The organism is Burkholderia lata, assembly GCF_000012945.1.
Classification (GTDB): domain Bacteria; phylum Pseudomonadota; class Gammaproteobacteria; order Burkholderiales; family Burkholderiaceae; genus Burkholderia; species Burkholderia lata.
Map to the genome: position 1 here is coordinate 1989635 of NC_007510.1, position 14580 is coordinate 2004214.

Below are 14580 nucleotides of genomic sequence, written 5' to 3' on the forward strand. Positions count from 1 at the left end.
TGATACGGTCGTTCGGGAGATTGTGCAAGAATGAACCGGCAGTGCCATTTTGCACGACCTCTCCGCAGCAGAGTCTGAATACTTATTAAACGATCCAAATCATGTCATGTCGCTCGGAGTGGTCCGAGCGACATGACGATTCATCGACCGAGGAGACTGCCGCGTTGCTCGATATGCTCAGATTGCATCGAGCGAACGTTGCACGATCTGGCGAACAAACGGAGGTTCTTATGACTCAATCCTCGCACGTCAAGGTGATCGGTCTGCCGCACAGCAAGGATGCTTACGCAATTCGTGACTTTCTGAAGCGTGGTGTGGTTGAGTATGAGTGGTGCGAGTTGACTTCCGACAACGACTGCATGCGAGAACTCGGCATCACACCGCTGAGAGACGTTCGGTTACCGGCCGTCATCTTCCCGGACGGATCGTGCCTATTTCAACCCACGCTGTCGGAGATTGCGACGAAGCTGGGTTGGGTCGTTCGACCACGCTTCGTCGAATATGACGTCTCTATCTATGGCGCGGGTCCGGCCGGTTTGTCAGCGGCCGTATATGCAGCCTCTGAAGGTCTGAGAGCGGTCGTGATCGAGCGCAATGCTGTTGGTGGGCAAGCGGGCACGAGTTCTCTTATCGAGAACTATATGGGTTTCCCGGAGGGCATCCCCGGAGCGGAGCTCACGGAGCGCGCGCGTCAGCAAGCCGTCAAGTTCGGCGTCGAGCTTTTAATGATGCGTGAGGGCGTTCATGCATCGTTCGTCGATGGCAAGATCCGCGTCGATCTTGCCGACGGTTCGATCCTGACGGCAAGATCGAACATTTGTGCGACAGGGATTGAATATCGCAGCCTCAATGTTCCCGATGAGCAGAAGTTTCTCAATGCAGGCCTGTTTTACGGTGCTGGATCAAGTGAAGCGCCGATGTGTGAAGGGAAGGAAGTGTTCATCGTCGGCGGCGGAAACTCGGCTGGGCAAGCAGCAATGAACTTCTCAAGGCATGCGACCGAAGTCACGTTGATCGTGAGAGGAGCGTCGCTCGCGGCAACACTCTCGCAGTACTTGATCGAAAGACTGGAGAAAACCGACAACATCAAGGTTCGCTACGGTTCAAAAGTGACGGCGCTCCACGGTGAAGGGACGCTCGAGGCAATCGAAATCCAATCGGAGCGAGGCGAGAGCGAGGTGGTTCGGACAAGCCACTTGTTCGTTTGTATCGGTGGTGCGCCGAACACGGAATGGGCGAAGGATACAAGCATCATCCGCAACCCGGATGGCTATTTGGTCACGGGAAGCGATTTGTATGAACACCCATCGTTCGAGAAGGTATGGCCGCTGGAACGGCGACCTTATTTTCTGGAGACAAGTGTCCCAGGGTCGTTCGCAGCGGGCGACGTGCGATCGGGGTCGGTCAAGCGGGTCGCGTCGGCGGTAGGCGAGGGGGCAATGGCCGTGACCTTTGTACACCGATTTCTTGCGGAAAATTCCCCAGGCCCGGTGAGCACGTGAGTTCAAACGAATGTGCTGATTCTGCCCGGCAAGCGGTTTTCGGCACGCCCCGGTTCGCAGTGACGTGACATATTAAAAATCCTGAAAATTCCTTAATTTTTTGAGTCTGTCATCGTGCGTCTGCTGGGACTGGCGGTATCCATCCGCCACCCAGTGCACGCACAAGGCTTACCGTCGCGACCGAGTAGGCCTGGCGGCTATGGATCCACTGGCGCTGCGCATTGAGAGCGTCCCGATCGGCGTCTATCACCTCCAGGTAACTGACGTAGCCATGCTCGTATCGGCTCACTGACAGTCGTGCTGCGGCCTCGGTAGTACGTGCCGCGCTATCGAGGCGTGCGATCCGTTCCTTCTCGGACGCAATGTTGTTGAGCGCATCCTGTACCTCGCGTAGCGCGCCGATTGCGATTGAGCGATAGTTCGCGTCTGCAACGGTTACCCCTGCCTGGGCGGCGGCCACTGCCGCGTCACGCTTGCCACCATCGAAGATAGTCTCGGCCATGCTCAGGCCGAAGCTCCACAGCGAACTGTTACGGTCGAGGAATGTACGCAGGTCGCGACTCGCAAAGCCACCTTGTGCGGTGAGCGACAGCGTGGGCAGCCAGGCCTTGCGGGCAATGCCAAGCTCGAGCGATGCCGCATCCACACGGCGCTCGGCTGCGAATACATCTGGTCGATGGCCGAGCAACGCGGACGGCAAGCCGGATGGCACATCCGGCACACGGAGGTTCACCGCGGTCGGATCGATTGCGATCGCAGTTGGCGATACGCCGGTCAGGATGGCGAGCGCGTCGATGAGATTTTCACGGGTCCGCTGGCTGTCCGCAAGGTCGGCTCGCGCAGTGTCGAGATCGGCCGCTGCGCGTAGAGAATCGAGATCGCTCGCCGCGCCGGCTCGCACGCGTGCGGAGATCACATCGAGCGCTGTGTATCTCAGGTCGATCACACGAGTAAGTGCGTTGAGATCCTGTTCAACATAATGCAGCGTCAGGTAGTCGCTCGCGACATCCGTTGCGACGCGTAGACGAACAGCGTCTCGATCTGCGATTGCCTGCAGCACATTCTCGCGTTCGATGTCGACATCTCCGCGCACGCGTCCCCACAGGTCGATTTCGTAGCTTGCTGTCACCGGGGCCGACCAGTTATGCATCATGCGTTTCGGCAGTGCGTTGTCAACGGTGCCAGAGACACGTGCGCGACTGAACGAGGGGTCGACGGTAACTGACGGCAACAGCGAGGCCTCGTGCATGCCGAGCAGCGCCTGAGCTTGATCGATCCGCGCGGATGCGGCACGGATGTCATTGTTGTGTGTGAGTGCGGCATCGACGAGTGCACTGAGTTGCGGGTCGCCGAACAGCGCGGGCCAATCGGTCAACGCGGCCTCGTGCGCAAGCGGTGTACCAGCGTGGCGGAACGTATCATGTCCGACTGGTACCGGCACGAGCGGCCGCGGGACAATCGTGCAAGAGGCCAGCGCGTACGCGGCGATCAGGGCGGATGCACGTTTCATGGCGAATGACGTCCGCGTTGCAGCGTGACGACGACCGACAGCCCGGGGTGGATGCGAGGTTCGATTGCCGCTCGGCCGTCCAGCAGGATTTTGACTGGCACCCGCTGCGTGACCTTCGTGAAATTGCCTGTTGCGTTGTCCGGTGGCAATAATGAAAACTGTGACCCCGTTGCCGGTGACTGGCTGTCGATGTGACCGACAAACTCCACGTCCGGAAGCGCATCGAAGTGAAGTCGTACCGGCTCGCCCACGCGAACATGCCGAAGCTGGGTCTCGCGGAAATTTGCGACGACCCATGGATGAGGTTCGACGATCGTGAGCAGTGCCTGGCCGGGCGCGACGTGCTCGCCTGTTTCCACGGTCTTCTTGCCAACATAGCCGTCCGAAGGCGCGATGACTGTTGTGTACTCGCGCTGAAGCAGCGCGTCGCGCAGCTCTGCATCGTTCTGTCCCGATACGGCATCTGCCGCCTGCGCTGCGGCCCGTGTGCTACGGAGTTGCGCGTCGGCCGCGACGATCCTCGCGCGCGCAGACTTGCGCGCGGCGTCAGCTGCATCGTATTCCTGCTTGGAAAGCCCCCGCGGCGTCTCGCGGGTCAACTCATTTGCTCTTGCGTAATCGAGCTCTGCCTTGTCGGCATCGGCTTGCGCCGATATTCGTGTCGCGACCGCCTGTTCGACGAGTGCGCGTGCACGGGCGGCGTCGGACTGCGCTTGTGCAACGCGCGAACGTTGCAATGCGACGCGTACGTCGAAATCTCGCGGATCAAGAAGTGTGAGCGGATCCCCGGCGTGCACGAATTGATTGTCGTTCACCAGAACACGCTCGACGGTACCGCTGACACGTGGAGAGATCACATGCAGATGGCCGGTCACATAAGCGTCGTCGGTACTGAGGTCTCGAACTTCGAACTCGTAAATCAGTACCGTCACGAGCAGAATCGCGAACATGGCGATCAGTACGATCGGCAACCGGCGACCGCGCTCGGGCGGCTCCGATGGAGTGTCCTGGGGCGTCTGCGTCACCATCTGTTTTCTCCATCATGCAGGCAGGATTCAGGACGTCGCGGTATGCTTGCGCAAACGTCCTGCGCGGGAGTTGTTCGACAATGAGTACCATGCTCGTCGCCGGCGGTGGTACGCCGGAAGCCTCTCCCGTTCCAGGCGCCACCGTGCCGCCATTTCGTTCGATCGCTGCGATTGCTGCCGTGCTGTTCGGGGCAGTGATATCGACACTGACATCGCGCATCACATCGCTCGGATTGGCGGATTTACGCGGGGCACTCGGTATCGGCTTCGACGAAGGGGCGTGGATCAACACGGCGTTCATTGCGTCACAGATGTTCATAGGTCCGCTAGCGATCGCAGCCGCGTTCTTGCTCGGCACACGGCGCGTGCTTCTTGCAGGAGCCGTTGTATTCCTTGTCGCCGAGAGCGTATTGCCGCTTTGTCCGGGATTCGGCTCACTCATCATCTGCCAGAGCGTTGCCGGGCTTGCATCCGGCGTGTTCGTACCGCTGACCGTTGGCTTCATCGTACGCACATTGCCGTCGCGTTTCATTCCATTCGGCATCGCCGCGTATGCGATGAACCTCGAGATGTCATTGAACTTGTCAGCTACCCTCGAAGGTTGGTATAGCGAGCACCTGAACTGGCGCTGGCTATTCTGGCAAAACGCACTGATGACCATCCCGTTCATCGTCTGCCTGCTTTTGTCATTGTCCAATGAGCCGATCAAGCGCTTCGCGTCTGGTGCCGACTACCGGGGCATGCTACTCGGTGCAAGTGGATTTACCTGTCTGTGCATCGCACTCGACCAGGGAGAGCGCCTGTTTTGGCTGGAGTCGCCGCTGATCGTTACGCTACTTTGCATCAGTATCGTGACGATCTCCACCTTTCTTGTCCACGAACTCGTTTCGAAGCAAGCGGGCCTCAATCTGGGTTACCTGGTCCGGCCGAACGTACTGCTGCTCATGCTGCTCGTCGGTCTCGTGCGCTTTACCGTTCTCAACACCAGCTTCATTCCGTCGCTCTTTCTTGCGAGTACGTATGGACTCCGGCCGCTGCAGATCGGCGATACGCTGCGCTGGATCGCGATGCCGCAGTTCCTGTTTGCGCCGTGTGTCGCATTGTTGCTGCAACGGTTCGACTCGCGTCGGCTGATCGTGATCGGCTTCGTGATGGTCGCGATTGCTTTCGCGCTTGGATCGCGTTTGACTTCCGTATGGGCCGAACCTGACTTCATTCCGTCTCAGTTGCTTCAGGCGCTGGGCCAGACAATGGCGCTTACGTCGGTCATATTTTTCTTCGGAAAGCACGTCACTGCTGAGCACGCGCTGACATTCGGCGCCGTCGTGCAGACGACGCGTCTGCTCGGTGGGCAGCTTGGTACAACGTCGATCGCTGTAGTCCAACGCATCATGGAGGCAACACATTCCAATCGCGTCGGCCTGCATGTGGCATTGTCCGATCCGGTGACGCTCGAGCGCCTGCGCGTTGGCGCCGCGTCGCTCGTCACGCATGGCGCGACATTCGCAACTGGAGACAGTGGTACGTATGTGCTCCTTGATCGAGCGGTCCGCGTACAGGCGACGACGCTCGCGCTTGCGGACAATTTCCGCGTGGCAATGACGTGCGCGATGGTTGGCGCATTGATCGGAATGATGCTCAGGCCGGTGCGAGCGCCCCGATCGTCGTGAGCGTCCAGTTTGGTGTGGTGTACTGACGGCGGTAGCACCCCCACTATGAAAAGGAACCGTCGGGAGCCGAGTTCCCGGGAATGTATTGGTGGTGAGGTCGTTGCGTTGCGCAACGGCGGGGCAATCGCGTCCACCAGGCCGGAGGCCGAATCCACGTCGCCTGGTAGCGCCCGTGACCGAAATGGCTGCGGTCGGCAAGATGGGATCGGTGCCGAAGGCTATCAGGAGGGAGTCGAGACTATGCGTCGCGCGCTGCCACCATCGGCCAGCGCGCGATGCGATGCGGTTACGCCTTCAGAAAGGCAAGCAACTCGGCATTAATTTGGTCCGCGTTGACGACGCACATCCCGTGCGACCCACCCGGGATGACTTTGAGCTGCGCGTTCTTCACGATCTTCGCCGACATCCGGCCGGCATCGTCGATCGGCACGATTTGATCGTCGTCGCCGTGCAACACCAGGGTGGGCACATCGATCTTCTTGAGATCGTCAGTGAAGTCGACCTCCGAAAACTCCTTGACGCACAGATATTGGCCGTAGACACCGCCCATCATTCCCTGCAGCCAGAACGCGTCGATCGTACCCTGCGACGGCTTTGAGTTCGGGCGGTTGAAACCGAAGAACGGCATCGCAAGATCTTTGTAAAACTGTGAGCGGTTCTCGGCGACGTTCTTGCGAATTCCGTCGAATATCTCCATCGGGAGGCCCCCCGGATTGGAAGCCGACTTCACCATCACTGGCGGCACGGCACCGATCAAAACGGCTTTGGCAACACGCTTCGTGCCATGCCGGCCGATGTAATGAGCGACTTCACCGCCACCCGTCGAGTGCCCGACAAGTGTGATTTCGCGCAAGTCGAGCGCATCGATCACCGCCGCGAGATCGTCGGCATAGGTATCCATATCGTTGCCGTGAAAGGGCTGGCCCGAACGACCGTGGCCTCGACGGTCGTGCGCGATTACGCGATACCCGTGTTGTACGAGAAAAAGCATCTGGGGATCCCATGCGTCCGCACACAGCGGCCAGCCATGAGAGAAGACGACCGGGCGGCCCGAACCCCAGTCTTTGTAGTAGATCTGCGTACCGTCCTTCGTGGTGATCGTGTTCATCGTATGAACTCCGTGATGGGCAGAGGCGGCGGCGTGTTTCGGCGCGCCGGTGGTTGCTGCTGCCGCGGGTAGCGCGGCCGTGGCAACGACGGTGGCACCAGCCAGCAGCATTTCTCGGCGCCGTGTCGAGGGAACAGCGTCGGTGTGCGTAGGGCGCATGGTTGCTCCTTGGGTATGCGGGGGAATGGCACCGCATCAAACGGATTGGTATAGCCGACCGGCGCACTGCAACTTGCTTCCACGTTTGCGTATGGTCGCCGACTTGATGTGAGCGAGACACCAGCGAACGCATCTCGGAGTCTATCTGCGTGTTTCATGAGTTGTACTTAAATCATGCTGAATTTCCTTAAATTCAGTAGTGCAGGCAAGTCGCCCAGTAGAGCGTAAGAAAATTTAAGTGAAGAGAATGGACTATTCCGCCGACGAAGGCTATCGTCGCTTTCAGATCGCCCAATGATGTATGTCGGCGTCGCTCCAGGCCGTGTGGGTGCGACGACAGCAACGTGAACTGGCGCACATGCGTGCCGGACCTCGCGCCAATTGCCGAGACTCATCGCCATGAACGAATCCGATCGCTGGGAGCAGATGCTTACACTGCTCATCTCGCCGACCAAAGTAGACCACGGGGAGCTATCGATTGGTCGAAATACCGATCGCGCTAGCCGCCGTAACTTGGCGTCGATCCCGTCGAGCAGCAGCACATGTTGCCCAACTCCGATCGTCGCGGTCGAGCGTCAGACCGGCTCGGAGGTACTTGTATCGTGGCACGACCCGACACGCTGCAGATATGACGAGCAGCGTTGGACGAGCGCGAAGGCCCGCGGCCGTGGTACCTGTGCGCTGAGTGGACGCCTGATCAGAATTGGCGACGAGATCTACAAGCCGCTGTGGCGGGGCGCAAAGCCTCCGGCGAATGCGTCGGCGATGATCATCGCGACCGAACTGGAGCGGTTCATCGATCGGTTACCTAGTCCTTGAGGGACACCTTGCATTCGGCGGTTAGCAGGCGGCGCAGGATAGTGTTTTTTTGAAGATCTCGAGGGGGTAGGAGAATATCCGGCGTTTCTTCGATACGGCTCGTTAAAGCGACGGTTGGTCGTTGTCCACGCCGGAGCGTACGCGATACACGCACGAGGCTGCCTGGAGGCAGGTCACTCTTTCCAATTCGAACCGAGTACTAGACCACAGAAATTCGTGCGTCGGTAGTCTGGATCCCAACGCTCGAGTACGTCGGCACCGACGCTGCCGAATGCCATCGCTTGTCGTTGTGACATCCCTTCCGCGAACGCCTCGAGGATCAAATCCTTGAAGCCTGCACCGCGAGGGAATGCTTCTAACACTGCCTCTCGCTCGAAGCGACGCACCTCGTCGAAGTGCAGGCCAAGCAAATCGGTTTCGACGCCGGCAGCGAGCAGTACCGTGAGTGGTTGCATGTATGTGTTCACGCCGAACGTTGTGTGTAAGGCGACTGCATGCCACGCATCGGCAATATCGTCCGCTGACGCACCGTGCCCGGTGAGGAACGTCCGTACGGCATCGGCACTATCGACCTCAAAGCGCCGAGTCGAATGGTGATAGCTCGCGGTCAGCCCAATGTCATGGAACAATGCGGCTACGTATAACAGTTCGGCATCGAATTCGAGCTCTCGGCGCTGGCCGATTAACGACGCAAATACGAATACTCGCATCGAGTGTCGGTACAGGATATCCGGCTCGCTGGTGAACACCAAGTCGGCAGCTGACTGCGCGATCCGGCCATCAGGAATTGGAATACCCGCGATCACCCGGCTCATCGAGATGCACCTCGCACACTCCGTGGCGCGGCGAATGAGCGGTAGCTCGTGCCAGCAATGGCAAGGTCACCATGCATCGATGGCGACATTTCCACGAACAGAGGCCATTGCGCTGCCCATTGCAGGTGAACGCGTGGCGACGTACTTCTGAAGGTGGCTATCGCGGGCTGCGAGTGCAGCCTATCGGCGAAGATCAGGTTTGACGCAGCCGCGAAGATGTTCGGGAAGGACCGACTTTCACCGTTCGTCGAAATCTTGCAGATGCGAAGGGGCGAGGCTGTCATGCCCGCGTGGTCTGGCTGGGCCGTCATCTTGTGCTTCCCATGGATGCTCGCGTCGCGAACCGTGAAGGCTGGTCGACTTCATCACACCATGTTAGGCAAGCCGGAGATAAAAGTCCTGATTGGCAACTGAAATATTCTGAAAGGCAATGTTCAATCTCGGCGTCTCCGAGCAGGTGCCGTGCCGCGACCGCCCTTCATCATGTAGGTCCTCGCGAGTTTGGCGGTCGCACCGGGTGAAGGCTATCCTTGACACAAAGAATAGGTGACGGATTCATCAGATCTTTTAATTTAGGCATTGGCACTCGTCGCATCAGTTCAAAAAATTCGATCATTGAATACAGAATATTTAAATCTTCGGGGTAGATGAATGGCGTAGGATGAGCCTCCCGGATTGCGCCCCGTTAAATTAGATCGACTTTCGGAAACCCGTCTCATCATGATCCGGATCGGACCCCTTCACGTTTTGTTAGAGAAGCGCGAGATTCGCTTGAACGGCGAACCGCTTCGCATCGGCAATCGCGCGTTCGATGTTCTCGAACTGCTAATTGAGGCCGAGGGCGAGGTGGTGTCGAAGGACGAAATCATGCGCCGCGTGTGGGCGCACACAGTCGTTGAGGAAAACAATCTCCAAGTGCAGATTGCCACGTTGCGCAAGGCTCTCGGCGCAGACCGCGGCCGGATCGTGACGGCTGCGGGGCGTGGCTATCGGCTCGTCGCCGTGCACGACGAAGATGAAACTAGTGCATTGGCACAGACCTCGCGATGCCCGGCTGAACCGCGCATCCTGTTCGACCCGTCGATGCTTGTCGGGCGGCAGTGCATGATCGAGGAAATTCTCGCCGAACTCGAGCGATCACGTGTCGTCACCCTTGTCGGCGCTGGCGGCATCGGCAAAACCCGGGCGGCTGAGGAGACAGCGGCCCGCGTTGCCGCGCAGTTTGAGGACGGTATTGCGTTTGTACCGCTAGCATCGGTGTCGAATCCGCGTTTCGCGCTCGATGCGCTTGCGAGTGCCCTGCGTATGGCCGCGCCGGTCGGCGGCTTGTCGCTTGAAGCGATCGTTGCTCATCTGACGAATCGCCGTTTGCTTATCCTGCTTGATAACTGCGAGCACCTTATCGATGCCGCCGCGCAGATCGCGAGCACAATTACCAATGCCAATCCAGGGATAAGCGTGCTGGCGACCAGTCGCGAGGCGTTGCGCATCCCGGGCGAGCGCCTGCATCCGGTCCCGCCGCTTGATGTTCCGGCGGAAGACGACGAGTGTGATGCGATCCTGCGGACCGGGGCAGCTCAGTTGTTTGTCACGCGTGCGCGGGCATGCGACCCGCACCTTTCCCTCGATGCGTCCAGTTTGCGGATGATTGGCAGTTTGTGCCGCCGACTCGATGGCCTTCCGCTTGCCATCGAGCTTGCCGCGGCACGTGCGACCGCACTCGGGATAGAGGTACTGACTGCGCACCTCGATGACCATTTTCGATTGCTGGCCGGAGGGTTCCGGACGGCTTTGCCGCGCCATCAAACACTGAAGGCCATGCTCGACTGGAGCTACCGACTGCTGGACGAGTCGGAACGTGGGCTGCTCCGCTTGTTGGGCGTGTTTCTCGATGGATTTTCGTTGGATGCTCTGTACCACATCGTCAATGCCCGTGGCCTCACACGGACCATGACGCTGGACGCTCTGGGGGGGCTAGTGTCCAAATCCCTCGTGATTAGAGAGAGCATGAATGGTACGACACGTTATCGGCTCCTCGCCGTCACGCGTGCATACGCGCTGCAACAGCTTGAGGACAATGGCGAGCGTAAGGCCGCTGCACTTGCGCATGCACGGTACTTCCGTGCGTTGTTGACTCAGGCCTCGCGCGGTAGCGATGCATCGGCAGCCACGTCGCTGGACGCGCTTCGGCATGAACTCGGCAATTTGCGTACCGCGCTTGACTGGGCGTTTTCGCCAGAAGGAGACAAGGCCGTCGGAATCGAGCTCGCGACCATGGCGGTACCATGTCTATTCGATCTCTCGCTTGTGGATGAGTGTTGTGAACGCGCGCGCGTCGCGCTCGACGCAACGCTCGATCCAGAAGTCGTTCCGGTATCGGCCGACACGCGGATGCGACTGCTTGCAGCCTATGCGGCCTCGCTTGCCTACACATCCGGTCCGACGCAGATTGTGCATAACGCATGGTCCGAGGTCCATGCGCTTGCGCTTGCTGAATGCGACATCGAATATGAACTGCGTGCGCTATGGGGGCACTGGACCGCCTGCCAACAGGCCGGCGACGTGCGCATCGCATTGCAGTGGGCAAACCGGTTGAGCGAGCGAGCCCGGGAACTCGCTCAACCGGCATCGCAGGTGCTGGCTCTGCGCAGCGAAGCCGTCGCGCTGCATTATGCGGGCGAGTCTGCTGCGGCTTGTAAATTGCTCGAGCAGATGCTGTGTGCTTATGAGCATGACTCGCATCGCTTGACGACGCTTGGCATACACATCGAGCAGGGCATCGTCGCGCAGGCAACACTCGCGCGTGTGCGCTGGTGTCTGGGATCCACGGAAGATGCGTTGCGGCTTGTGCAACATGCGTATGAGAGGGCATGCGATTACGCGCACGATCTCGTGACCGGATATGTGCTCGTCGAAGGGCTGATTCCAGTCGCGTTGCTCTCGGGGGCAGTCGACTTGGCGGCGGATGGAGTTGCCGTGTTGCGTACGTGTGCGACCCGTTCAGGATTTTCGACCTGGCTCGCCTGCTGCGACTGCTACGCCGAGTATCTTCGTGCCGATACTGACGCCGGCACGTCGCGGTTGCCGCAGTTTCGTGCCGCGCTCGATGCGTTGCGCGCAACCGGATACCACGCACCATTGACCCCACTATTGGCTCGCTACGCGCGTTGCTTGAGCGACGACGGGCGACACGTCGAAGCGGTCGAGGCGCTCGCATTCGCGCAGCAGCATGCTGACGTCAGCGGGGAGCGGTGGTTCGTCGCGCAACTCGAGGAATTGCGGATCAAGTTCGCTCAACCCGTGTATGCCGTGCCGGCCACTCGCGGTACGCTCGATGCCTGGTGGATCGCGTGACGAGATCAGTGGGTAAAGCGGTCGACCAGGTCGGCGTGGTTGAGTTGATCGGCCCACCAGTGCAACGCACGCCCGGCCTCGTCGTTGCGCCATGCGAGATAGCACTGAGTAGTGACACGCATCCCCGTCACCTCGCGCGCGACAAGCTTGCCATCCGCGATCGCACGTGCCGCAACACACTCCGGCAACGTCCCGACCGCGAGCCCCTCGCATTGAGCGGCTAATTTTGCAGCGAGGGTTGGTACCGCGAGATACGGTTGGCCGGCGTCAATGGCGGCGGAGCGCGGCTGCGATTCGCGCGACGTGTCGCTGATAACTGCACCACGATGCTGGATGACCGTAGTCATCGAAAGCGGCTCAGGCAACGTGGCGAGAGGGTGGTTGGGTGCGACGACGAAGACGTGCCTCAACGTACCGATCTCGTGCGCGACGATATTCGGTAAGACTGGTGGCTCGCCGGCGGCGCCGACGACGAGATCTGCGCGACGTGAAATCAATGCGTCCCAGGTCCCGCCAAGCACTTCGGTCGACAGGCGCAACTGCGTATCCATTTCGAGCGCGTAGAACGCACGTATGTAAGGCCAGAGTGCAGCGAATGGGAGGATCTCATCAACGCAGATTCGCAACTCCGTTTCCCAGCCTTCTTGAACGCGTCGAGCTTTCAGTTCGAGCTGCTCTGCGGCACGCAAGAGCCGACGGCCTTCCTCGACAACGACGCATCCTGCATGTGTGAGCTTCGCGCGCCTGCCACTTCGATCGAACAGTGCGACGCCGAGATCGCTTTCAAGTTTCTGCACGATGTAGCTCAAGGCGGATGGCACTCGGTGCAGAAGTTCGGCGGCCTCGGCAAAAGTGCCGGTCCGGTCAATTGCGTCCAACACCTCGAGCGCGTCGAATGACAGCCTCATAACGGATTCCAAGCAAGGGGTGCGTCCAACCGTCATGCTATCGTCACGTAGCGTACCGTGGCGCTTTCTTTAGAACATTTAAGCTATAAATCCACTGATAAAACATTGAGCATTTGAGGCTTCGGGCTTGGCCGTAGTGTCGTTGTTTTTAGTCCCGTGGTTTGTGCGGCGCGAACGGCACGGTTTGAGGCGCGCGTAGCGCGTATCAGGTTGTGTTCAGGGGATTCGTGTGGCGATCATCGTTGACCGATTGCCGGCAAAGACGAACAGTCGTAACCGATCATTACCGGCGACTACAAAGAGGTGAGCCCCGGCGTAGCACTTGAGTCGTATGGCAAACTGGCGCCTTCCGACTCAGGAGAGCGCTATGACCATCACATTTACTAGAACGGTCCACGCGATTGACTTTTCGACGCTTTCTGGTCACTAGTTCGAGCGGTTGGTATTCGCCACGCTCTTGCGAATGAGAGCGTGGCATTCGCTGAACTGGCACGGCCAGGCGGGAGGTGATGGGGGGCGCGACATCATAGGTATTGCGACGATGATTCCGGATCGCGCTCGACGGTCGTTGTCGCGCGCGCGAACTGGAAAGCGTTCAGGCTAGGAAAACCCACAATGAACCAAGTCGAAGCGGCCGCACGTGCTGAAGTTGACCGGCTATTGAAGCTGTATCTTGTGTCGATCGATCATCGCGAGGTCGAGGCGATCGCATATCTGTGACTACCATCTGTCAACGTCTCGTTTATCCACCCAAGAGTTCACGAACGGAGACTCGACGATGTTATGCGCAACTTCTATGGCCAACCGATGGGAGCACCTTTCCTCACACGCACATTGAGCGTCGTCGGTAAGCGACTCGACCCGACCGTTTCCCGATGCTGATTTTGTTGACGCACGATAGTCACGTTTAGATTGACGGAGACGGTCAGCTATGCCGAACACAGCGCGCCCGGCCCATCGCACATATGCGCGGGAATTCAAGCAGCAAGTGATCAGGGAAACGTTGGAGCCAGGCATGTCGGTGTCGATCGTCGCGCGGCGGCACGACATCAACGCCAACGTCGTGTTCGGGTGGCGCAAGCAATATCGGGAAGGCAAGCTGGAACTGCCACGACTGGCGCCATCGGCCATGACAGGCACGGAGTTGCGGAGCGTTGACGTGATCGATTCTATGTCGATGCTGCCGGCACCGCAGCCGACAGAAAACACGACGTCGAAGGTGATAAGCGGTGTTCTCGCACCGATCCCCGTGTGCGAAATTGAAGTGGAAGTCGGCAAACGGCTCGTGCGGATTCGCGGGCTGTCTGTCGAGCGCGCCGAAGCATTCCTGCAGGAATGCCTGAAGTGATCACATTGCCGGCCGGCACCCGCATCTGGCTTGCGGCGGGCGTCACGGACATGCGCTGCGGCTTCCAGGGGCTTGCCGCGAAGGTGCAGGCGGCGCTCGAGGAGAATCCGCTGGGCGGCCACGTATTCATCTTCCGCGGATGTCGAGGCGATCTCGTGAAGTTGCTTTGGGCCACCGACGACGGGCTGTGGCTGCTGTCGAAGCGATTGGAACGCGGCCGCTTCATCTGGCCGCAGGCCGATGGCGGAAAGATCTCGCTCACGGTAGCGCAGCTGTCTATGCTTCTCGAAGGCATCGATTGGCGACAGCCCCGCCGTACGGCACCTCTGTCGATGCTGTAGGTATTGTAAACCGCTCGG

Annotated in this window: 11 protein-coding genes; 6 read left to right on the plus strand and 5 right to left on the minus strand. The window is 59.5% G+C overall.

From position 1 onward, the window contains the following. The first annotated feature begins 230 nt into the window (after positions 1–230). Complete coding sequence (locus BCEP18194_RS14895; RefSeq protein ID WP_041492841.1) at positions 231–1502, plus strand: NAD(P)/FAD-dependent oxidoreductase; 1272 nt, start codon at positions 231–233, stop codon at positions 1500–1502. Positions 1503–1611: 109 nt separating this feature from the next. On the opposite strand, the gene BCEP18194_RS14900 is transcribed toward BCEP18194_RS14895, so the two are convergent. Together BCEP18194_RS14900 and BCEP18194_RS14905 are read right to left on the minus strand one after the other, a co-directional pair. Next, positions 1612–3012: an efflux transporter outer membrane subunit gene (locus BCEP18194_RS14900; RefSeq protein WP_011352118.1), complete on the minus strand. Its 1401-nt coding sequence runs from the start codon at positions 3010–3012 to the stop codon at positions 1612–1614. After that, complete coding sequence (locus BCEP18194_RS14905) at positions 3009–4040, minus strand: HlyD family secretion protein (protein ID WP_011352119.1); 1032 nt, start codon at positions 4038–4040, stop codon at positions 3009–3011. The genes BCEP18194_RS14900 and BCEP18194_RS14905 overlap by 4 nt, the downstream gene beginning before the upstream one ends. Positions 4041–4129: 89 nt before the next feature. Between BCEP18194_RS14905 and BCEP18194_RS14910 the strand changes: the two genes are divergently transcribed. Next, positions 4130–5710 (plus strand): MFS transporter, encoded by a 1581-nt coding sequence (locus BCEP18194_RS14910; protein WP_157687217.1) that lies wholly within the window; start codon positions 4130–4132, stop codon positions 5708–5710. A gap of 286 nt (positions 5711–5996) precedes the next feature. On the opposite strand, the gene BCEP18194_RS14915 is transcribed toward BCEP18194_RS14910, so the two are convergent. After that, entirely contained in the window at positions 5997–6977 is a 981-nt protein-coding gene (locus BCEP18194_RS14915) for an alpha/beta fold hydrolase (protein ID WP_081436600.1), read from the minus strand. Positions 6978–7376: 399 nt separating this feature from the next. Here BCEP18194_RS14915 and BCEP18194_RS39695 point away from each other — a divergent pair, with 399 nt between their 5' ends. After that, entirely contained in the window at positions 7377–7796 is a 420-nt protein-coding gene (locus tag BCEP18194_RS39695) for a DUF3331 domain-containing protein (protein ID WP_081436601.1), read from the plus strand. 173 nt (positions 7797–7969) lie between these two features. Here the strand turns inward: BCEP18194_RS39695 and BCEP18194_RS14920 are convergent, their stop codons facing one another. After that, positions 7970–8611 carry an HD domain-containing protein gene (locus BCEP18194_RS14920; RefSeq protein ID WP_011352123.1) on the minus strand — a complete coding sequence of 214 codons (642 nt, stop codon included), beginning with the start codon at positions 8609–8611 and terminating at the stop codon, positions 7970–7972. A 720-nt stretch (positions 8612–9331) separates the two neighbouring features. Between BCEP18194_RS14920 and BCEP18194_RS14930 the strand changes: the two genes are divergently transcribed. Further along, a complete protein-coding gene (locus tag BCEP18194_RS14930; protein ID WP_011352124.1) occupies positions 9332–11965 on the plus strand; it encodes an ATP-binding protein in 2634 nt (877 codons plus the stop codon). 5 nt (positions 11966–11970) lie between these two features. Here the strand turns inward: BCEP18194_RS14930 and BCEP18194_RS14935 are convergent, their stop codons facing one another. After that, on the minus strand, positions 11971–12873 hold the full coding sequence (locus tag BCEP18194_RS14935) for a LysR family transcriptional regulator (RefSeq protein ID WP_041492843.1): 903 nt from the start codon (positions 12871–12873) through the stop codon (positions 11971–11973). Positions 12874–13888: 1015 nt separating this feature from the next. Between BCEP18194_RS14935 and BCEP18194_RS42445 the strand changes: the two genes are divergently transcribed. Further along, entirely contained in the window at positions 13889–14221 is a 333-nt protein-coding gene (locus tag BCEP18194_RS42445; RefSeq protein ID WP_425266315.1) for a transposase, read from the plus strand. Continuing rightward, positions 14209–14562: an IS66 family insertion sequence element accessory protein TnpB gene (gene tnpB / locus BCEP18194_RS14945; protein WP_011352127.1), complete on the plus strand. Its 354-nt coding sequence runs from the start codon at positions 14209–14211 to the stop codon at positions 14560–14562. Before BCEP18194_RS42445 ends, tnpB begins: the two co-directional genes overlap by 13 nt. The last annotated feature ends 18 nt before the right edge of the window (positions 14563–14580 follow it).